General features: G+C 70.8%; 15 protein-coding genes. 8 read left to right on the plus strand and 7 right to left on the minus strand.

Annotation, left to right across the window (positions count from 1 at the left end; all coding sequences use genetic code 11):
- Window positions 1-40 precede the first annotated feature (40 nt).
- The 4 genes from ACJ7VY_RS03015 (at window position 41) to ACJ7VY_RS03030 (ending at window position 2077) form a co-directional block, all read left to right on the plus strand.
- Window positions 41-676: a glutathione S-transferase family protein gene (locus ACJ7VY_RS03015; protein WP_104938061.1), complete on the plus strand. Its 636-nt coding sequence runs from the start codon at window positions 41-43 to the stop codon at window positions 674-676.
- Between the two features lie 153 nt (window positions 677-829).
- A complete protein-coding gene (locus ACJ7VY_RS03020; protein ID WP_240213438.1) occupies window positions 830-1072 on the plus strand; it encodes a hypothetical protein in 243 nt (80 codons plus the stop codon).
- A gap of 254 nt (window positions 1073-1326) precedes the next feature.
- A complete protein-coding gene (locus ACJ7VY_RS03025; RefSeq protein WP_409476340.1) occupies window positions 1327-1650 on the plus strand; it encodes a hypothetical protein in 324 nt (107 codons plus the stop codon).
- A gap of 154 nt (window positions 1651-1804) precedes the next feature.
- The gene (locus ACJ7VY_RS03030) at window positions 1805-2077 is read left to right on the plus strand and encodes a hypothetical protein (protein ID WP_409476836.1); all 273 of its coding nucleotides are present in this window, start codon (window positions 1805-1807) and stop codon (window positions 2075-2077) included.
- A gap of 283 nt (window positions 2078-2360) precedes the next feature.
- Here ACJ7VY_RS03030 and ACJ7VY_RS03035 read toward each other — a convergent pair whose 3' ends face one another.
- Together ACJ7VY_RS03035 and ACJ7VY_RS03040 are read right to left on the minus strand one after the other, a co-directional pair.
- Window positions 2361-9107 carry an MBG domain-containing protein gene (locus ACJ7VY_RS03035; RefSeq protein ID WP_409476341.1) on the minus strand — a complete coding sequence of 2249 codons (6747 nt, stop codon included), beginning with the start codon at window positions 9105-9107 and terminating at the stop codon, window positions 2361-2363.
- 11 nt (window positions 9108-9118) lie between these two features.
- Window positions 9119-10660 carry a ShlB/FhaC/HecB family hemolysin secretion/activation protein gene (locus ACJ7VY_RS03040; protein WP_313249264.1) on the minus strand — a complete coding sequence of 514 codons (1542 nt, stop codon included), beginning with the start codon at window positions 10658-10660 and terminating at the stop codon, window positions 9119-9121.
- An 804-nt stretch (window positions 10661-11464) separates the two neighbouring features.
- Here ACJ7VY_RS03040 and ACJ7VY_RS03045 point away from each other — a divergent pair.
- The 3 genes from ACJ7VY_RS03045 (at window position 11465) to fghA (ending at window position 13868) form a co-directional block, all read left to right on the plus strand.
- Window positions 11465-11740, plus strand: coding sequence for a metal/formaldehyde-sensitive transcriptional repressor (locus ACJ7VY_RS03045; protein WP_104938063.1), 276 nt, complete (start codon window positions 11465-11467; stop codon window positions 11738-11740).
- A 136-nt stretch (window positions 11741-11876) separates the two neighbouring features.
- The gene (locus ACJ7VY_RS03050) at window positions 11877-12986 is read left to right on the plus strand and encodes an S-(hydroxymethyl)glutathione dehydrogenase/class III alcohol dehydrogenase (RefSeq protein WP_161613229.1); all 1110 of its coding nucleotides are present in this window, start codon (window positions 11877-11879) and stop codon (window positions 12984-12986) included.
- Between the two features lie 51 nt (window positions 12987-13037).
- Window positions 13038-13868, plus strand: a complete 831-nt coding sequence (gene fghA / locus ACJ7VY_RS03055) for an S-formylglutathione hydrolase (RefSeq protein WP_409476342.1) — start codon at window positions 13038-13040, stop codon at window positions 13866-13868.
- A 541-nt stretch (window positions 13869-14409) separates the two neighbouring features.
- Here fghA and ACJ7VY_RS03060 read toward each other — a convergent pair.
- The 5 genes from ACJ7VY_RS03060 to ACJ7VY_RS03080 all read right to left on the minus strand — a co-directional run bounded on the left by ACJ7VY_RS03060 (window position 14410) and on the right by ACJ7VY_RS03080 (window position 19221).
- Window positions 14410-15096 carry an ATP-binding protein gene (locus ACJ7VY_RS03060; RefSeq protein ID WP_409476343.1) on the minus strand — a complete coding sequence of 229 codons (687 nt, stop codon included), beginning with the start codon at window positions 15094-15096 and terminating at the stop codon, window positions 14410-14412.
- Window positions 15097-15435: a hypothetical protein gene (locus ACJ7VY_RS03065; protein WP_313228880.1), complete on the minus strand. Its 339-nt coding sequence runs from the start codon at window positions 15433-15435 to the stop codon at window positions 15097-15099.
- Window positions 15436-15504: 69 nt separating this feature from the next.
- The gene (locus tag ACJ7VY_RS03070) at window positions 15505-16449 is read right to left on the minus strand and encodes a DegV family protein (RefSeq protein WP_321989966.1); all 945 of its coding nucleotides are present in this window, start codon (window positions 16447-16449) and stop codon (window positions 15505-15507) included.
- 100 nt (window positions 16450-16549) lie between these two features.
- On the minus strand, window positions 16550-17815 hold the full coding sequence (locus ACJ7VY_RS03075; protein ID WP_409476344.1) for an amidohydrolase family protein: 1266 nt from the start codon (window positions 17813-17815) through the stop codon (window positions 16550-16552).
- Window positions 17812-19221, minus strand: a complete 1410-nt coding sequence (locus ACJ7VY_RS03080) for an amidohydrolase (RefSeq protein WP_321989968.1) — start codon at window positions 19219-19221, stop codon at window positions 17812-17814. The genes ACJ7VY_RS03075 and ACJ7VY_RS03080 overlap by 4 nt, the downstream gene beginning before the upstream one ends.
- 199 nt (window positions 19222-19420) lie before the next feature.
- Between ACJ7VY_RS03080 and ACJ7VY_RS03085 the strand changes: the two genes are divergently transcribed.
- Window positions 19421-19960 (plus strand): DUF924 family protein, encoded by a 540-nt coding sequence (locus ACJ7VY_RS03085; protein WP_056931999.1) that lies wholly within the window; start codon window positions 19421-19423, stop codon window positions 19958-19960.
- The last annotated feature ends 15 nt before the right edge of the window (window positions 19961-19975 follow it).

Raw genomic sequence — 19975 nt, forward strand, 5'->3', positions numbered from 1 at the left:
GCGTTGCTAGACTGCCGGCTCCCTTGATGGAGGCAGGCGCATGGGCAACACGACGGACGAGATCGTCTTCTACACCCACCCGCAATCGCGCGGCCGCATCGTGCGCTGGATGCTGGAGGAAGTCGGGCAGCCGTACCGCACCGAGGTGCTGGGCTACGGCGAGGACATGAAGTCGCCGGCCTACCTGGCCATCAACCCGATGGGCAAGGTACCGGCCATCGTCCACCGCGGGGTAGTGGTGACCGAGGCCGCGGCCATCTGCGGCTACCTGGCCGATGCGTTCCCGCAGGCCGGGCTGGCGCCGGCGCAGGACGACCCGCTGCGCGGCAGTTATTTCCGCTGGCTGTTCTTCGCCGCCGGGCCGGTGGAGGCCGCGGTCAGCGCCAAGGCGTTCGGCCTGCTGGCGCCGCCGGACAAGGCCGGCATGGTCGGCTATGGCAGTTTCGAGCGGATGGCCGACACCCTGGAGAAGGCCGCTGCCGGCGCCGCGCCGTGGCTGCTGGGCGAGCGGTTCAGCGCCGCCGACGTCTACCTGGGCAGCCAGGTGCTGTGGGGCACGATGTTCAAGACCCTGCCCGAGCGCCCGGCGTTCGCCGAATACGCCGCGCGCCTGCGCGCGCGTCCGGCCTGGCAGCGCGCGTCCGCGCTGGACGACGCGCTGGCGGCGCCGCAGTGAGCGGCGCCGGCGGCGATCACGCCGCGGCTTGACCCCGGTCAGGGCGGCCCGCGTCGCGGGCACGCAGTATCCGGCCGGCGGGCACGGTCGCCCGCCGCCGGAACGGCCACGGGGCGGGTCGCCGGTCGCGTGCTGCGCCCCGGGAGTATGTCGATGACGCAATTCAGGATTCCCCTGTCCGGCCCGGCGCCGGACCTGCAGCTGCTGGAAGACGCGCTGCAGGACGCCGACCCATCCGTGCTGCTGGATATCGAACCGCTCAGCCGGGTGCTGCGCATTTCCACCCTGCTCGACGAACACAGCCTGCTGCCGGCACTGGGCCGCGGCGGCCTGCCGGTTTCCGCCGCGCAGCTGGAACGGGTGCCTTCGGAATGCTGCGGCGGCTGCGGCGGCTGAGCCGTCGCGGCGCGCAGTCCCCGGGGGGAAGCCGGCACGTGGGCGCCCCGCGTGCCGGCCTTCCCTCCCGGCCAGGCGCGACGATGTGGAGGGGATGGCCTGGCGGCAAAGCCACCGGCCGGCGTGGCGGATGCGCCGCCGGCCGCGGCGTGATGTTTTCCATGCAGTGCGCCCTGCATCGGCCAGCGTAAGCGCCCGCGACCCGACCGTGGGGCTTCCCGTGGAAGACGTCGTCCCTGCTCGCCGCGACCGCCTTGCTCGCGCTGCCTTGCGCCTTGCAGGCGCAGGCCGCCCTCCCGATGGTCAACGGCACCTGCCCCGGTGGACGCGAGGTGCATGCCGACGACGGCGGACCGGTTTATGTCAACGGCAAGGAAACCCGGCTGAAGCGCTTCAATGACGATTACGTCGAGGCGCACGACCCGGCCCGCGACGTGACCCTGTCGATCACCACGTCCGCCGGCGGCGGCGTGCAGATGTCCCATACCGGCCAGGGCGGCGCGAACGGGGGGTGTTCGGTCGGCCGCCATGACGCGCGCGGCGGATCGCACGACGCGCCGGTCTGCGGCGGGGCGTGACCTGCGAATCGCAGGGCAACACCCTGGCCGGGTGCGACATGGACACCCGCGGTGATGTCGAGCTCGTGCGCCGGCTGAGCCGCACCGAATGCGTGGAGGGCCGGAACGGGGGCCGTCGCGCAGTTCCGTCCGGGTCAAGGACGGGTGCCGCGCGGTGTTCCGCAACACGCCGGGGGACGGCGGGCACCAGGCCGACCACGGCCAGCACCGCGGTTACGTGGCGCCCGTGGCCGCCGCCGACGGTGCCGGGCTGCTGGGCGCCTGCAATCGGCGTGCGCGCGCATCCGGCGCGCTGGTCACGCGCGTGCCGGTGAACGACGAGGCCGCCGAACTGATCGTCGATCATCCGGACGGCCGCTACCTGTGCATGGCGCGCAACGATGCCCAGGTGGTGTCCTTGACCCGGTTGCTGCGCCAGCCGAAGTGATCGTCTGGGCGGCGTGGTGCCGCCCTGGCGATGGGATGGCGCAGGTGGCGGCGACAGGATGCCCCCGCGCCTGCGCGGTGTATTGCCCGGGCGGCGCGTTGTCATGTGCCGCTCCGGTGGATGCCATGGCCGCTGGCGCCGCGTCGTCGGACGCTGCGGCCGGCATCGCCATGGCGGCGGGCGGGATCGCCGCGCAAGCCGCCGGGGAACGGCAGCGGCACTGCCCGGGACAAAGAAAAAAGGCGCGTCGACAGACGCGCCTTTCCCCTTCACCGGCCCGCCGTCATTCCGGCTGGCGGATGGGACAGCGCACCTCCTCCAGGGACGTGCAGGCGTCGCTGGCCGGGGCGATGGCCGCATCGGCCAGGCGGTACAAGCCGGCGGCGGACGAAGCGGTGGGCGGGCGGGTTGCGGGCGTGCGCACGCTGGCGGCCACTTCACGGCCCACCTGCAGGTTCTGCGCGACGGACAGGCCCTTTACCTCCAGCGTTCCTTCGCGGTAGGTGATGTCGTAGTTGCCCAGCCGTGCCCCCTGCGCATCGCTGGCGACGATGGCGTAGCTGCCGGGCTGCGCGCTCACGCCACTGCCGTCGCTGAACAGCCTGACCGCGTCGATGGTGTCGTCGTTGACCAGGCCCTGCGCCGTGTAGCCGTTGAGCGGTGAGTGCTGGCCAATGGTCTTGCTGGCGTTGTTGGCGGTGATGATCAGGCCGGCCTTGCCGATGCTCAGGGTGCCGTTGACGTAGGTGATGTCGTAGTTGGACAGGCCGCTGCCATCGGCATTGCTCGCGGTGATGGTGTAGTCACCGACGTTGGCGGTGGCCACGCTGCCGGCCGAGGCCAGCTGGACCGAGGACACCGTGTCGCCGTCGGCCAGGCCACTGACGGTGAAGCCGTTGATGCCGCCGGTCTGGCCATAGGTCTTGCTGCCGTTGTTGGCGGTGATGGTCAGCCCGGCCTTGCCGATGGTCAGGGTGCCGTTGACATAGGTGATGTCGTAGTTGGACAGGCCGCTGCCGTCGGCGTTGCTGGCGGTGATGATGTAGTTGCCGACGCTGGCGGTGGTCGCGGTGCCGGCCGAGGCCAGCTCGACCGAGGACACCGTGTCGCCATTGACCAGGCCGCTGGCGGTGAAGCCGTTGATCCCGCCCGCCTGGCCATAGGCCTTGCTGCCGTTGTTGGCGGTGATGGTCAGCCCGGCCTTGCCGATGGTCAGGGTGCCGTTGACGTAGCGGATGTCGTAGTTGGACAGGCCGCTGCCGTCGGCATTGTTCGCGGTGATGGTGTAGTTGCCGACGTTGGCGGTGGCCGCGGTGCCGGCCGAGGCCAGCTGGACCGAAGACACGGTGTCGCCGTTGACCAGGCCGCTGGCGGTGAAGCCGTTGGTACCGCCTGCCTGGCCGTAGGTCTTGTTGCCGTTGTTGGCGGTGATGGTCAGCCCGGCCTTGCCGATGCTCAGGGTGCCGTTGACGTAGGTGATGTCGTAGTTGGACAGGCCATTGCCCGCGGCATTGCTGGCGGTGATGGTGTAGTTGCCGACGTTGGCGGTGGCCGCGGTGCCGGCCGAGTCCAGCTGGACCGAGGACACGGTGTCGCCGTTGACCAGGCCGCTGGCGCTGAAGCCATTGACACCGCCCGCCTGGCCGTAGGTCTTGCTGCCGTTGTTGGCGGCGATGGTCAGGCCGGCCTTGCCGATGGTCAGGGTGCCGGCGACCAGCTCGATGTCATAGCCGAACTGGCTGGAATAGAGCCCGCTGGCACGCAGGTTGGCGCCGGTGTAGGTGCCGGCGTTGGCGCTGTTGGCGGTGTAGAGGGCGCTGCCGGAAACCAGGGCCGGGTCGTAGCCGATGGGGAACACCAGGGCGCCGGTGCTGCTGGTGGCGCTGCCGTCGTAGGTCTTGCTGGCGTTGCCGACGTTGACGCTGAGCGTGGTCATGAAGCTGCGCAGCAGCGGCGCGCTGTGGCCCTCATACATGCGCCAGGTGGCGCCGGTGCCACCGGCGTCGTCGATGCTCCAGCCGGCCGCCACGAAGGGCGCCAGGCTGGTGAGCTGGGCGCTGGTCAATCCGGAGATGCCGCTGCCGTTGCCGGCTCCGGCGCCCTGGGCCAGGCCGCTGGTGGTGGTGTTCCAGAAGCTGCCGGTGGCGGTGCCGACATTGCTGCCCACCAGCCCGCCGACCGCGCCGACGCTGGAGCTGGCCGTGCCGGTGGCATAGACACGCAGCAGGCTGCCGTCGTTGAACCCGACCAGGCCGCCCGCGGTGGCGCTGCCCTGGGCGCTGCCGGTGGCGTAGCTGTCGCGGATGGTGCCGGTGCTGGCGTTGCTGCCGGCCAGGCCGCCCCCATTGAGGCCGCCGCCGGCGCTGCCCGTGGCCAGCGACTCGCTGAGGGTTCCGGCGTTGCTGCCGACCAGGGCGCCGACGTTGCCCGTGCCGGTGACGGTGGTGTCGCTGCTGACCCGCTCGATAACCCCGCCGGCGGCGTTGTAGCCCACCACGGCGCCGCTGTAGCTGCCGCCGGCCACGCTGCCGCCCACCAGGTTGAGGTTGCCGACGTAGCCGGCGTTGTAGCCGAACAGGCCGCTGTAGGTACTGCCCGGACGGTTGATGACCAGGCCGCTGATGCGATGCCCCTGTCCGTCGAGCCGGCCGCTGAAGGGGGTGGCCAGGCTGCCGATGGAGAGGAAGCCGGTGCCGCTGTTCCACAGCGCGCTGCTGGAGGCGTTGATGTCGTTGGCCAGGACGAAGCGGCTGCCCGCCAGGCTGGTCGACGCCAGGCCCTGCAGGCCGTAGACATCGGTGATGCGGTACGGCGTGGCGGTGCTGCCATCGCCGCCCAGCGCGCGCACGAAGGTGGCGCCGGGGCCGAGGCGGAAGTCGGTGACGCTGAAGCCGGGCAGGCTGGCCGCCAGCTGGCGCCAGGTGCCGCCGGTGAAATCCAGCACACCGAGGTTGACGCCCCCGTTGCTGGTTACGGTGCCGGCAGCGGACAGGGCCAGGCTGCCGTTGGCCGCATCGATGCCATCGCCCAGCACGACGTTGCCGCCGTTGCTGGTGCTGAGGGTCAGGCCGGCGTTGTCGCCCCAGGCCAGGCGGTCGGCAACGTTGAGGTTGCCGCCTGCCGACAGCTGGCGGGTGCCGCTGATGCTGAAGGTGCCGCCGCTGTCGAGGCTGAGCAGGCCGCCGGAACCGAGGTTGGTGTCCAGGCTGTAGCTGGCCGCGCTGGCCGCCAGGTAGAGGCCGTAGCCGCTGCTGGTGAGGTTCGCGAAGTCGCCGTACGAGAGGAAGGCGAGGTCGCTGTCGGCATGGCTGCCGCGCGCGGCCAGGTAGCGGCTGCGGGTCGCCGAGAGGCTGCCCTGGCCGGTGAACAGACGCATGGCGGCGCTGTAGACGTCCAGCCCCTGGATGCCGTTGGTGCCGATCACGTCGCCGAAGCCGGCACCGGTGTCGAGGTTGCCGTCCAGGTAGGCGATGGCGCCATTGGCGTCCAGGCTGCTGGCATCGCCGAGGATGTAGTAGTAGCCGTCCGCCCCGCTGCTGGCGCTGCCGATGGCCACGCCGCCGGACACGGCGGTCAGCGTCGCGCCCGCCAGGGCGGCGGCACCGGCATTGCCGAAGGCCTTGCCGCTGATAGCGATGGGCGTGGTGCCGTAGCGCCAGCTGAAATACGGGTAGAGGTTGGCGCCGGTGCCCCAGATGGACGAGGAGAAACCGGCCGGCAAGCCCCCCTGGAGCTGGGCGGTGGTACGCCCGGTGATCCCGTTTACCAGGCCACCGGCTGCGGCCAGCGGCTGGCCACTGGTCTGGGTGTTCCAGTAGGCGTTGCTGATGGCGCCATTGGTGCCGTTGTTGTAGCCGACGAACCCGCCTGTCTGGCTGCCGCCCGCGACGTAGCCCGTGGAGTAGCTGTTGCTGATGGTGCCGTTGATGAAATTGACCCCGGCGAAGCCGCCGATGTTGCTCGCAGAGCCCTGGCCGATCACCGCGCCGGTGGCGTAGGAGTCGGTGATGCTGCCTTCGTTGTGGCCGACGAAGCCGCCGACCGGCCCCGACGACGCCCGCACCGTGCCGGTGGCGTAGGACTGGCTGATGGAACCGCCATCGCCGCTGTAGCCGTTGGCGCCCACCAGGCCACCGACATAGCCGAGGTTGGCGGTCGTGTTGGTGCCGGTGACGTTGCCGGTGGCATGGGAGCGGGTGATGCTGCCGCCGTTGACGTTGAAGCCGACCAGGCCACCGACCTGGTAGCCGGCCCCGGTGACATTGCCGGTGGCGGAGGCATCGGCGATGGCGCCGCTGTCGTTGGTGCCCACCAGCCCGCCGGTGTTGGCTTCGCTGGTGCTGGTGCCGCTGACCGTGGTGCTGGCCGACGCGTTGCCGAGGGTGCCGCCCTGCATGTAGCCGACCAGGGCACCGACGTTGTCTCTGCCGGTGACGTTGCCGCCCACCAGCCTGACGTTGGCCAGGGTCGCGCCGGAGGTGTAGCCGAACAGGCCGACATAGTCGGTGGCCGCGCGGTTGATGACCAGGCCGCTGATGCTGTGGCCCTGTCCGTTGAAGCTGCCGGTGAACTGCTGTGCGTTGCTGCCGACCGGGCGGAAGCCCGACGCGCCCCACACCTCGCCGTAGTAGCCGCCACTGGCGGCCATGGCGCTGGCCAGGCTCAGGTCGGTGCCCAGCCGGTAATTGGCATTAAGGTCCAGCCCCATCAGTTGCAGGGCGTGGGGGGTGAAGATGGTCGTGGAGTATTCGTTGCGCAGCATCGGCCGGGTATCGCCTTCGAACATCACCCACATGTTGGTGAAGTCGAAGCCGGTGTAGGTCGACTGGTTGCGCACTCCGCTGGACAGCCCGGTGCCGCCGCCCAGCGAGCTGGACTGGCCGGTGCTGTTGATGTCCCAGTAGCTGTTGTTGACGATGATGGTCGGCAGGAAGCCGCCGCCGATCAGGCCGCCGGTGGTGGTGTAGCCGGTGACCTTGCCGCTGGCGTAGGTGTTGGTCAGCGTCGCGCTGGAGATCACCTCGCCCAGCAGCCCGCCCGCAAACGCGCTGGTGTTGCTGACCGTGGCGGTGACCGAGCCGGTGGCATAGGAGTCGGCCATGGCAATGCTCTGCACGCTGCCCGCCAGCCCACCCACCACGGTCAGGCCGGTCACGTCGGCGGCAGAGGACGAGTAGCGGATGATGCCGTTGTTGACCGTGCCGGCCAGGCCGCCGACGAAGGCGCTGGAGCCGGACACGCTGCCGGTCATGTGAACGTTGCTGAGGGTGCCGCCGAGGGTGGCGGCGATGCCGCCGACGTTCATCTGGCCGGTGATGCGGGCATTGGACAGGGTCAGGTCACGGACGTTGCCGCTCACGGTGCGGAACAGCCCGACGTCGTTCTCCAGCCCGCGGTTGATGGTCAGCTTGTCGATGCTGTGGCCAAGGCCGGCGAAGTTGGTGCTCGCCCCGTCCAGCGGGTTGAAGCCGGCACCGCCGTTCCAGCTGGCGGTGGCGCTGGCGTCGATGTCGTTGCCCAGGGCGTAGAAGCCGGTGCTGGTGATGTTCTGCAACGCACCGATGTCATGGATCAGGACGTAGCCGGTGCCCGCCAGGCTGAGGCTGGCATTGCTGCCGGACAGGGTCACGCGGGCGCCCTTGTTCAGGCTGTAGCTGCCGCTGTAGGACAGCGACAGCCCGGCGTTGTTGCCGGTGGCGGTGATGTCCTTGTTGATGATGATGCTGCCGGCGGCGTTGAGCGCCAGCACGGTGTTGGCGCTCCAGCTGATGGGCGCGTCCACGGTGATGTTGCCGGCCTGGCTGCCGCCGACGCCGGTGGTCACCGTCACCCCGGTGCTGGCCAGGGCGTTGCTGAGGGTGGTGACATTGAGCACGCTGTCGTTGGCGTTGCCGTTGAAACCGCCCATGCCGGAGCTTGTGCCGTTGGAAATGGTCACGTTGTACGGGTCGATCAGCCACTCGCCGGTCTTGCCGTTGGGCGCCAGGGTGGTGATCCTGACGTCGTCGGCGATCTTCACGTGGGCGCCGCTGGTCTCGATGAAGCCGCCATCGCCGCCGTCCGGGGCGCTGGCATCGAGGGTGCCGGCGACGTTCACCACGCCGCCATCGAAGTCGCCCATCAGCAGGATCCTGCCGTCCTTCTCGCCCACGGTGCGGGCTTCGATCACCCCGGTATTGTTGACCACGGTCTTGAGCAGGGCATCGCCGGCGTGGGCGGTGAGCAGCACCTGGCCGCCATCGGCCTTGATCAGCTGGTGGTTCTCCACCAGGGCATCGACCATGGCCTCATCGACCCGCAGGTTGAGCAGGCCGTTGCCGGCGAAGTCCAGGGTCATGGCATCGCCGGCGGCCAGCGTCACGCTGCCTTGGTTGGCGACGATCACGCCGTGGTTGCTGACCCTGCCACCGAGCAGGGCAATGGCGCCGCCTGCGCCGGTGTTGAGCGAGCCGTGGTTGATCACCGCCGCATTGCGGCCGTCGCCCTTGAAGCGGTAGTTGCCGGCGGCGAAGTCGGCGTCGCTGATGCCCAGGGTGGAGGCGACCAGGCCCCCGACGTTCACCTGGGCGCTGGCGCCGAACAGTACGCCGTTGGGATTGACCAGGAAGACCCGGCCATTGGCGTCCAGCTGGCCCATGATCAGGGAGCCGTCGACGCCGAGTACGCGGTTGAGCGCGATCGCGTTCGCGCCGGGCTGGTTGAAGGTGACCTTCTGCCCGGCACCGATGTTGAAGCTCTGCCAGTTGATCGCCAGTTTGTCGCTGGCCTGGTTGATGACCAGCTGGTTGCCGCCGGGCGCGCCGATCTGGCCGCTGCCGGACACGATGTTGCCGCCGGTCGGCAGCGATTGCGCCATCAACCCCTGGCTGCTGATGGACACCAGCAGGCCCAGCGCCAGTGGCGTCAGCCGCGGGCCGGCCGGCAGGCGGCGCGTGGCGCCGCTCGTCGCGCCGGGAGAGGCACCCAGTTCGGAGGCCACCTGGACCTGGCCCAGGGCGCGGTTGAACACGAGACGGTAGATGCGATTCATGGCCGGTGTCCTTAGAAAGTGGTGCTGATGCGTGCCCAGTACTGGGTGCTGTGTCCATCGGCGGCGCGGTAGCTGCCCGTAGGCCGGGCGCCGCTCACCTCCAGCCGCAGTTCCGGCTTCCAGGGCAGCCGCAGGCCGATCGCGACACCGGCGCCTTCCAGCGTCGTGGGCTGGAAACCGATGCGGCGGTTGTCGGGTGCCGGCGAGGTGCGGCCCCAGTCGTAGAACAGGTTCAGCTCGACCAGGTCGCCCCAGCGACGGCCATTGAACGGCGAGGGCGTGTCGGCAAAGCCCGGCGCGCTGACCTGGTATTCGAAGGTCGCCTGCACGCCACGGTCACCCAGTGCGGTGGACAGCGGATAGGCGCGCACGCTGGTCGGTCCGCCGATGCTGAACTGCTCCACCGGGGTCAGCGCGTCATCGCTGAACTGGGCGTTGCCGCGCAGCAGCAGGCGCTGGTTGCCGGGCAGGGCCTGCAGGCGCGCCAGCGCCAGCCGGCTCACCCAGAAGTAGGAGTCGTGCGCGGCATACAGCCAATTGAAGGCCGGGGAACCATCCTTGACGGATTTGCGCACCGACAGCTGCGCCAGGTTCATGCCACGCCAGCGGCGGTCGGTGTGGCGCAGGCTCACTCCGGCCTCGACCACGTCGAAGGTGTGGCGCGAGAGTTCGATGTCCAGGCCCTCGAGCCTGGATTCCTCATGGACCCAGCGCGCCGACGCCTGGACCTGCAGGTCCGGGCGCTGGATGAACTTCCAGTCGCTGCCCGCGTAGAAGAGCGTGGTCGGGCCCTTGATGCCGATGGCGGCGAACGGCCCGGAGTTGAGCTCGATCTCGCTGCGGCTGGCGCCGACAATGGCGCTCAGCCCATCGACCGTTGCCAGCGGAGCGCTCAGGGACAGCGCCGCCTGCCAGCTGTTGGCCGGGTCCAGCCCGTAGCCGACGCTTGCGGCGAGCACGTCGCCCAGGCCCAGTGCATTGAACGCGCTCACGCCCAGCTCGGCGCGGTACTGGCCGGTGCTGTCGGTGCCGTGGTTGCTCAGGCCGGCGGTGATTTCATAGGGGCGTTCACTGTCGCGGGCGACCAGGATGATGTCGGTCTCGCCTTCGTTCTGGCCCGGCTGCAGCACCGAGGTGACCGACACCCCGGGCAGGTCGCGTGCGTAGAGAAGGGCGCGTTCCAGCTCCGCCTGGCGCAGCGGGCGGCCGATCAGGCCCAGGCTGCTGGCGCCGAGCTGGTCGTCGCGATAGCGCCGGCTGCCCTGCACCAGCACCCGCCCGACCCGGCCTTCCATCACCTTCAGCGTCAGTGTCTGGCTGTCGTCGATCTGCTGCGGCGGCACGTAGGCCACCGAAACCAGGAAGCCGGCCTCGCGGTAGGCCTGGGTGATGCGCGCGGTGATCTGTTTGATCTGCTCGAAGGTCAGCGCTGCCGGCAGCGTGGGGCTGATGTCGCGCAGGGCCTGGTTGGCGACCGCATCGATCGCCGTGCGGCTGATGCCGCTGTCCGGATGTTCGCCGACGCCTTCGACCGCGATGCGGGCGATATGCACGGTGGCAGGCGCCGTGGTGGGCGCGGCATCCTGCGTCCATGCGCAGGGGCTGAGGACGCACGCCAGCGCGGCGGCCAGTACGGCGCAACGCAGTGGGTGGATACGGGGGACGCGAATCGGGGTGTTGCTGCCATTGAGAGGCATCAGCGTGGTATCCGTCAGTGGTTTTGAGTGCGCTTGTCTGGGAACGCGACCGGCTTACTTTCTAACCGGGAAAAGTGGCCCGATGGCATCACCCGATTTGCAGGTGGGCGGGATCATATGTGACCCCTATCGCAATTTGAATTACCCGCTCCCCGGCAGGGTCGGGACCGGCCCTGAGAACGGCCGCCGTCCGCGGTCCATGCGCGCGCAGGGCCCGTCGGCCGGGGGCCATCAGACCCCGCCCTGCAGGTGTCATCGCAGGCGCGGAATTCCACGGAGCATTGCCGCCCCCGGGGTGCCCGGGCGTTGCGTCCCCGGAGACGCGGAGGGAGCGCGTGGGCCGCTCGTTCACGCCGGCACCGGCGCGCGGCCTGGCGTGGATCGGGCACTGCGGACCCGCGCGTCCGGCGGCCGCAGCGATGGCCGGATGCGCCGCCCATCGCTGCGGCTGCCCCCCATGTGTTTGCGCGCTGGCGCCTGCCGTCCGCGTCCGTGCCCTCCGGGTGCCAGGAACGGCATGGGTCCCGCTCCGTGGCGTCCCGCTGGACCCGCTCCGCAGGTCAGCCCCGGGCCAGGCCGGCCCGCACGCGTGCGCAGCAGCGCTGACAGCCGGGCCTTCGTTCAATATACTGTCCCCCAGTACAGGATAGGAGCCCGCGCGTGCCGCATTCACCCGAGGAAAAGAAAAAGGTCCTGGCGCGGGTGCGGCGGATCCGCGGGCAATGCGATGCGCTGGAGCGCGCGCTGCAGGCCGGGGCCGACTGCGGGCCGGTGCTGCAGCAGATCGCGGCCATCCGCGGTGCCGTCAACGGGCTGATGTCCGAAGTGATGGAAGCGCACCTGCGCGAGGAATTCGGCCAGCCGGCGCAGTCGGACGCGCAACGCGCCGCGCGCGTGGCCGAGATGTCCGGCCTGATCCGTTCCTACCTCAAGTAGGGGCAGCGCCGGCGACGACGGCGCTGCCTGCGCAGCTGCGCACCGACCGCATGGCGGCCGGGCATGGATGCGCCGCATCGCCCCCCGGCAGCCCACTGCAACCGCCGAACCCGAACAACCGCTACAGGAGAAAACCATGAAGTCACGTGCCGCCGTCGCTTTCGGCCCCGGCCAGCCGCTGCAGATCGTCGAGATCGACGTCGCCCCGCCGAAGGCGGGCGAGGTGCTGGTCCGGATCACCCACACCGGCGTCTGCCACACCGACGCGTTCACCCTGTCAGGCGATGATCCCGAAGGCCTGTTCCCGTGCGTGCTCGGCCATGAAGGCGCGGGCATCGTGGTCGAGGTCGGCGAGGGCGTGACCTCGGTGAAGCCGGGCGACCACGTCATCCCGCTGTACACCGCCGAGTGCGGGCAGTGCCTGTTCTGCAAGAGCGGCAAGACCAACCTGTGCACCGCCGTGCGCGCCACCCAGGGCAAGGGCGTGATGCCCGACGGCACCAGCCGCTTCTCGTACAACGGCCAGCCGATCCATCACTACATGGGCTGCTCGACCTTCTCCGAGTACACCGTGGTGGCCGAGGTGTCGCTGGCCAAGGTCAACCCGCAGGCCAACCCGGAGCACGTGTGCCTGCTGGGCTGCGGCGTCACCACCGGCATCGGTGCCGTGCACAACACCGCCAAGGTGGCCGAAGGCGACAGCGTGGCCGTGTTCGGCCTGGGCGGCATCGGCCTTGCGGTGATCCAGGGCGCGCGCCAGGCCAGGGCCGGGCGCATCATCGCCATCGACACCAATCCCTCCAAGTTCGCCCTGGCCCGGCAGTTCGGCGCCACCGACTGCGTCAACCCGAAGGAGCACGACAAGCCGATCCAGCAGGTGATCGTGGAGATGACCGGCTGGGGCGTGGACCACAGCTTCGAGTGCATCGGCAACGTCAACGTGATGCGCGCGGCGCTGGAGTGCGCGCACCGCGGCTGGGGCCAGAGCGTGATCATCGGCGTGGCCGGCGCCGGCCAGGAGATCTCCACCCGTCCGTTCCAGCTGGTCACCGGGCGCAAGTGGATGGGTACCGCCTTCGGCGGCGTGAAGGGCCGCAGCCAGCTGCCGGGCATGGTCGAAGACGCGATGAAGGGCGATATCGAACTGGCGCCGTTCGTCACCCACACCATGGGCCTGGAGCAGATCAACGACGCCTTCGACCTGATGCACGAAGGCAAGTCGATCCGCAGCGTCGTCCACTTCTGACGGGCGGCCGGGGCACGCCCCGGCCATGCCTCCGCGCGACTGGAGAGAACCATGCAACGAATCGAACACCGCGCCTGCTTCGGCGGCTGGCAGGACGTATACCGGCACCGCTCCGAGGTGCTGGGCTGCGACATGACGCTGGGCGTCTACCTGCCGCCGCAGGCGCAGGACGGGGCCCGGCTGCCGGTGCTGTACTGGCTGTCCGGGCTGACCTGCACCGAGCAGAACTTCATCACCAAGGCCGGCGCGCAGCGCTACGCCGCCGAGCACGGCATCATCCTGGTGGCGCCCGACACCAGCCCGCGCGGCGACGACGTCGCCGATGCCGAAGGCTACGACCTGGGCAAGGGCGCGGGGTTCTACCTCAATGCCACGCAGCCGCCGTGGGCGCCGCACTACCGCATGTACGACTACGTCGTCAGCGAGCTGCCGGCGCTGGTCCAGGCGCAGTTCCCGGCCAGCGACGCGCGCGCGATCAGCGGCCATTCGATGGGCGGGCACGGTGCGCTGGTGATCGCGCTGCGCAACCCGGGGCGCTACCGCAGCGTGTCGGCGTTCGCGCCGATCGTGGCGCCGTCGCAGGTGCCGTGGGGCGAGAAGGCGTTTGCCGCCTATCTCGGCCAGGACCGCGATGCGTGGCGGCAGTACGACGCCACCGCACTGGTGGCCGGGGCCGCGGAGCGGCTGCCGCTGCTGGTGGACCAGGGCGACGCCGACGAGTTCCTCGAGCCGCAGCTGCGCCCGCAGCTGCTGGCCGATGCCTGCGCGGCCGCCAGCCATCCGCTGCAGCTGCGGATGCAGCCCGGTTACGACCACAGCTACTACTTCATCGCCAGCTTCATCGGCGAGCACATCGCCCATCACGCCCGCGCGCTGGCCTGAGCGGCCGCGGGAGCGGGGCGTCGGTGTGGCCGCGGCGGTCCGCTGCGGCGCCTGATCCGCGGCCTCCGGGCCGGCCATGATTGTGGCCGCGGCCCCCGCCTGCCCACCGTCGCCGTCGCCGTCGCAGGCGGAGCCGTGGACGAGGTTGCAGTGGCCGCAGGCAGTCGCGGCAACAGCTGCCGGAGCAGGTGCGGGACGCATGTGACGGCCGCCAGCGCGACCAGCGGCCACGTACTCCTGCGCGGTGCCTGCGGACGACGTTGCCGCAGAGCGGCCGGGCCTGCGGGAGCGGTTGGCCGGTGATGCGCGACCGTTGCGCCGCCCGTGCCCTGTGGGCGCGTGCGTGGGCCCCGGGTACCGGCGCGGCCGGTTCGTTCGTCCGGCAGCGCTGCCAGCTGCGGGGCGAGGACCGCGCGCCTGTGCGTCCGCCGCCGGCCGCTCCGTGCGTGTCTGCGCCGACGTTCCTGTCGGCCTGGCGGGATGCGGCCGGGTCAGGCGCCGCGGAGGTGCCGCGGCGCCGCGGTGGCCGTGATGGCCGCGATCACGGTGCTGTCTCGTCCACCACGAAGTCGGTGTAGGCGTAGCGCGCATCGCGCAGCACGGTATCGCCCTGCCGCAACTGCAGCGGCGCGGCGAACATCGGGCCGGCGCTGACGCAGGTGTGGAACTCGCCGTTCTCGCCACAGGCATCGATGGTGGCCGGCAGCGCGTCGAGCAGGGCGTGGTCGAAGGCACGGCCGGCGAAGGCGGCGTCCAGTACCCGGGTATCCACGCAGCACAACTGCGCGCGCAGGCCGCCGTCGATCATCTGCCGCGCCAGGGTGGCGGTATCGCGCCCGAACAGCGGGAACAGGCAGTCCCAGTCCAGCGCGGCGTACTGCTGCTGGCGCCAGTGGCGGATGTCCTCCAGCAGCAGGTCGCCGAAGGCCAGGGTACGCAGTGCCGGCCAGCGCAGGCGGGCGGCTTCAAGCGCCTGGCCCATGCGCTGCAGGTAGCCGGCATTGTCGCAGTCCTGCGCGATCCAGGCGCGCAGCAGCGGCAGGCCGGCGGCGTGCGCCTGCTGCCGCAGCACTTCCTCGCGTATGCCCTGCATCGACGCGCGCTCGTAGCCCTCGGTGAGGGTGCTCAGCAGGGCGACGACTTCGATGTCCGGGCGCTGGCGCAGGGCGTGCAGCGCCCAGGCGGCATCCTTGCCGCCGCTCCAGGAAAGCAGGACCGGGGTGGCCACTCAGCGTACGTCGCGCAGTTCCCAGTGGCTGCCCGCCAGCCAGCGCAGGCGCTGCTTGAGCACGTCGCCGGGAATGCGGGTGATGGCGACCAGGTCGATGCGCAGGTCCGATTGCCTGCCGCTGACCGTCGCCTCGGGATCGGTCACGCCCCAGCCCGGGTCGACGTCGTCGGGATCCTCCTGGGTGGCGCGCCAGCGCTCGAACAGCGCCGGCGTGCGCAGGGCATCCTGCAACTGCTCGGCGAACGTGTCGGCACCGTTGGCGGTGAACGACAGGCGCGGGTCGCTGCCGCGCGCGGCGGCGGGATCGGGCAACGAAATCGAATAGTGCACGGGCATGCGGGGTCTCCTTGGGTGGGGGCCAGTGTGGCGCAACGGGCGTGGTGCCGGCGTACACGCCGGCGCCGATCAGCTCTCGAACGCGTGCGGCTGGTCGGCAAAGCCAACCGTCACCGCGCCCTTGCCGACGTTGACCATGCCGGTCAGGCTCATCACCGTTTCGAGCAGGGTCACGCCGTGCGCCAGGCAGGTGTCGCGCAGGGTGGCATAGCCGGTCAGGGCGCGCAGTTCGTCGAGCGGGCCGCCGTAGCTGACGCACACCACCGGGGTCAGCAGGCCCGCAGCCACGCGCTGGCCGACGAAGCCGAACAGCCGCTGCACCGCGTTGTCGAAGCCCTTGATCTTGGCCACCGGCGCGGTCTCGCCGCGGTAGCCGTGCAGCACCGGCTTGATGTCCAGCGCGCTGCCCAGCGCGGCGGTGAGCAGACCGACGCTGCGGTCGCCCTTGTGGCGGGCGCGGGCACGCATGTAGTACAGGTCGCGGGTGACCATGTAACCGTGCACGTTGCCGGCCAGTTCTTCCAGCCGCTCGCGCATCTGCGCCACGCCGGCGCCGGCATCGCGCAGCCGTACCGCCTCCACCGCGGTCACCGCCTGCGCGGCGAACAGGTTCTGGGTGTCGAGCACGCGCAGGGCGAACGGCGAGTTGTGCCCGGCGGCCTGGCGGATCGGCCGGTACTCGTTGAGGATGGCGAAACTGGCCTGCAGCGCGTTGTCGTGGATCGGGCTGCGGGTCTTGGTGATGGTCAGGCAGAACACGTGGTCGTAGTCGATCACCAGGTGCTGCAGGAACAGGTCGCGGATCTGGTTGACGCTGAACGGGATGGTCTCGGCCTCGGCGCCGCGTTCGGCGACGTGGGTATCGAGGAAGTTGAGGGTGGCGTCTTCCTCGCGGTGGTCGGCCAGCACCGCTTCGCCGATGCGCACGGTGATCGGCAGCAGGACCAGCTTGTGTTCGCGGATGAAGTCGGCCGGCAGGTCGCAGGCCGAATCCACGACGATTCCGATGCGCATGCTCGAGTCCCCCCGGGGCGTTGTGTGGCTGCGGTCACACTAACCCAAAACCGGCGCCGCGGCAGGTGCCACCCTGCCAGCGGCGCCGGATGCGGGGACCTCAGCGGCGGTAGGCCGGCGGGGTGGTGCTGCCGCGCAGGTAGCGGTCGCGCAGTTCGGTCTGGCGCGAGCGCATCGGCACCGCGCGCCCGCCCAGCCACATGCGCTCGGCATAGTGGCCCACGTCCAGCGGGTCGCCTTCCCACAGCACCAGGTCGGCCTGCTGGCCCACCGCGATGCTGCCGATGCGGTCGGCCACCCCGAACGCCTGCGCCGGGACCCGGGTCAGCCCGGCCAGCGCCGCCTCCCAGGGCAGGCCGTGGGCCACCGCGTTGCCGGCCAGCTGGCGGATCTTGCGCGCGTTGTGCGAGGCGTCGCCGTCCTGGCTGAAGGCCACCGGCACGCCGGCCGCGTGCAGCCGTGCGGCGTTCTCCAGGGTGGCGCCGATCTGGTCGAAGCTGGCCGGCAGGTTGGCCAGCGCGTCGACAAACACCGGCACCCCGGCCGCGGCCAGCTGCGGCGCCAGCCGCCAGGCCTCGGCGCCGCCGGCGATGGCCACGCGCACCTGCTCGCGCCCGGCCCAGCGCAGCAGCTGGCGGATGTCCGCGGCGCGGTCCACGCGCACCACGATGCGCCCGTTGCCGCCGAGGTAGCGCGCCAGCACCGCGCGCCCGGCGGGGGTCAGCAGTGCATGCGGCGAATCGGCGGCGACGCGACCGCGCGCTTCGGCCACCATCTGGTCGAGCAGCATCCACTGCGCGGCACGCGAGCTGCCGGACAGTTCCGCGCCGGCCGCGCCCAGGCGCACGAACAGCATGCGCGGGCCGATGGGGTCGGCGCTGCCGTCCAGGCGCATCACCCCGCCCTGGCCGGCGATGAAGCCGCCGCCGCTGTTGGCGCCCAGCGCGGTGAAGCCGATGCCTTCCACCCGCGCCACCGGCACCAGCACCGAGTCCGGGTTGTAGGCCAGGGTGACGTCGAACTCGGGGCGCTGCGGCTGGTCCTCCAGCTTGACCGCGCTGTCCACGGTCGCGGCCTCGCCGGAGATCTCCTCCACGCCGATGTCGGTGATGCCGCCGAACAGCGCCGGGGTCAGCGGGCGGCCGCCGGCATCGACCACCTCCACCCCGGCCGGCGCGGCCAGCCCCGGGCCGATGGCACGGATCACCCCGCCCTGCACCAGCACGTCGCTGGCATTGAGCGTGCCGCGCGCGGTGGCGGTGTGCACGGTGGCATTGCGGACCAGCACGTCCTGGGCGCAGGCGATGCCCGGCACGGCCGCGGCCAACAGCGCCAGGCGGCGCAGGAACACGAGGGACGCGCTCATGGCTGCACCTCCTGGCCGAGCATGAAATCACTCAGTGGCTGCTGCGCGCGGTTGCCGCGGTCGTAGGCCTGGAAGCCGTCGACATAGACCTTTTCGGCCAGCGCGTAGGAACTGAAGGGGTTGCCGTTCCAGACCACCACGTCGGCCATCTTGCCCGGCTCCAGGGTGCCGGTGCGCTGTTCGATGCCGAGTGCGCGCGCGGCGTTGGCGGTAAGCCAGCGGATGGCATGTTCCGGCGCGATCTCGCCCATGCCGGCGCGGCGTGCGCTGGCGATGACCTTGGCCGCTTCCTGGTTCAGGCGCTGGATCCCCTCCGGCGAATCCGAGTGCACGATGGCGCAGCTGTTGGCCGGGCGGTCGACCAGCGCGATGTTCTCCTGGATGCCGTCGAAGGCTTCCATCTTGAAGCCCCACCAGTCGGCCCACAGCGCGCCGCACACGCCTTCGGCGGCGAGCCGGTCGGCGAGTTTGTAGGCTTCCACGCCGTGGTGGAACGCGGCCACCTTGAAGCCGAATTCCCTGGCCAGGTCGAGCATGGTCGCCATCTCATCGGCGCGGTAGCAGTGGATGTGCACGCGGATGTCGCCCTGGATGGCGCCGGCCAGGGTGTCCAGCTTGAGGTCGCGCTTGCCGCCGCTGTCGCCGGCACTGTCGCCGTTGTCGTCGCGGCCGAAGCGACGCTTGCGCTTGACCGGCGCGGCGGTGTTCTTGGCGATGTACTCGCTGGCGTCGATGAAGGCGGCGCGGTAGCCGGCGACGTTGCCCATGCGCGTGGCCGGCGCGGTGCCCTTGCCGCCATACACGCGCTTGGGGTTCTCGCCACAGGCCATCTTCAGGCCCCACGGCGCGTCGGGGAACTTCATCGCCTGGTAGGTGGTGGCCGGCAGGTTCTTCAACGTCACCCCGCGGCCGCCGACCAGGTTGGCCGAGCCGGGCAGTACCTGCATCGCGGTCACGCCGCCGGCCAGCGCCGCGGCGAAGCCCGGGTCCTGCGGCCACACCGAATGTTCGGCCCAGACGTTGGCGGTCACCGGCGCGGTCATCTCGTTGCCATCGCCATGCGCCTGCACGCCGGGGCTGGGATACACGCCCAGGTGCGAATGCACGTCGATGATCCCCGGCGTGACCCACTTGCCGCGGCCGTCCACGCGCACCGCGTCGGCCGGTGCCTGCAGCGCGTTGCCGACCGCGACCACGCGGCCGTCGGCCAGCAGCACGTCGGCGTCGTCCAGGCGCCGCCCGGTGCCGTCGAGCACGGTGGCGTGGCTGATCAGCACCGGCGCGGAGGGCAGCGGCCTATAGGTGCTGGGGTAGGGGTCCTGCACGAAGCGCGAGGTGGCGTCGGCAGGCGCGGGGTGCGCGCAGGCCAGCGCCAGGCCGAGCCCGGCCAGCAGTCGGTGTCGCATGGGTTCTCCATAGGCGGCGTGGAAGGTGCCCGCACGCTAGCCGTGGCCCCGGGATTTGCCAAGTGCATGGACTGGCGGGGTTGCAGGCGCGATCCGGCGCGCGGCCGTGGTGGTATCCAGAGCGGTGCCGGCCGCTTAAGCTGCACCGTCGCGGGCCAGCGTCGCCCCGCGGGCGGCCGAACGATCAGGGACTGGAGTGATGGAAGCAGTACAGACAGTGGTGGATTTCTGGCGTTCGGCGGGGCCGCGGCGGTGGTTCGCGCGCGACGATGCCTTCGACGAGGAGTTCCGCCGGCGCTTCCTGGACCTGCATTACCTGGCCGCGCGCCGCGGCTGCGAGGAGTGGCTGCACAGCGCCGACGGCGCGCTGGCGCTGCAGATCCTGCTCGACCAGTTCCCGCGCAACTGTTTCCGCGGCACTGCCCATTCCTTCGCCACCGACGGACTGGCGCGGCACTACGCCATGCGCACCATCGAGGAAGGGCTGGACCGCGAACTGACGCCGCAGCTGCGCGCCTTCATCTATCTGCCGTTCGAACACTCGGAAGACCCGCAGGACCAGGAGCGCTCGGTGGCGATGTTCGAGGTGCTCGGCGACCTGGAGTACCTGCGCTTCGCCGAGCTGCACCGCGACATCATCCGCCGCTTCGGCCGGTTCCCGCACCGCAACGCGGTACTGGGCCGGATTCCGACGCCGGAGGAACTGCACTTCCTGGCCGAGGGCGGTTTCGCCGGCTGACGGCGGCGCGGCGGG

It is taken from the genome of Stenotrophomonas sp. Y-13 (assembly GCF_046267925.1).
Classification (GTDB): Bacteria; Pseudomonadota; Gammaproteobacteria; order Xanthomonadales; family Xanthomonadaceae; genus Stenotrophomonas; species Stenotrophomonas acidaminiphila_A.

Bases quoted from the DNA above. Each gene is read 5' to 3' on its own strand.
- ACJ7VY_RS03015 (WP_104938061.1), top strand. From the start codon at position 41: ATGGGCAACACGACGGACGAGATCGTCTTCTACACCCACCCGCAATCG.
- ACJ7VY_RS03020 (WP_240213438.1), top strand. From the start codon at position 830: ATGACGCAATTCAGGATTCCCCTGTCCGGCCCGGCGCCGGACCTGCAG.
- ACJ7VY_RS03035 (WP_409476341.1), bottom strand. From the start codon at position 9,107: ATGAATCGCATCTACCGTCTCGTGTTCAACCGCGCCCTGGGCCAGGTC.
- ACJ7VY_RS03050 (WP_161613229.1), top strand. From the start codon at position 11,877: ATGAAGTCACGTGCCGCCGTCGCTTTCGGCCCCGGCCAGCCGCTGCAG.
- fghA (WP_409476342.1), top strand. From the start codon at position 13,038: ATGCAACGAATCGAACACCGCGCCTGCTTCGGCGGCTGGCAGGACGTA.
- ACJ7VY_RS03065 (WP_313228880.1), bottom strand. From the start codon at position 15,435: ATGCCCGTGCACTATTCGATTTCGTTGCCCGATCCCGCCGCCGCGCGC.
- ACJ7VY_RS03070 (WP_321989966.1), bottom strand. From the start codon at position 16,449: ATGCGCATCGGAATCGTCGTGGATTCGGCCTGCGACCTGCCGGCCGAC.
- ACJ7VY_RS03075 (WP_409476344.1), bottom strand. From the start codon at position 17,815: ATGAGCGCGTCCCTCGTGTTCCTGCGCCGCCTGGCGCTGTTGGCCGCG.
- ACJ7VY_RS03080 (WP_321989968.1), bottom strand. From the start codon at position 19,221: ATGCGACACCGACTGCTGGCCGGGCTCGGCCTGGCGCTGGCCTGCGCG.
- ACJ7VY_RS03085 (WP_056931999.1), top strand. From the start codon at position 19,421: ATGGAAGCAGTACAGACAGTGGTGGATTTCTGGCGTTCGGCGGGGCCG.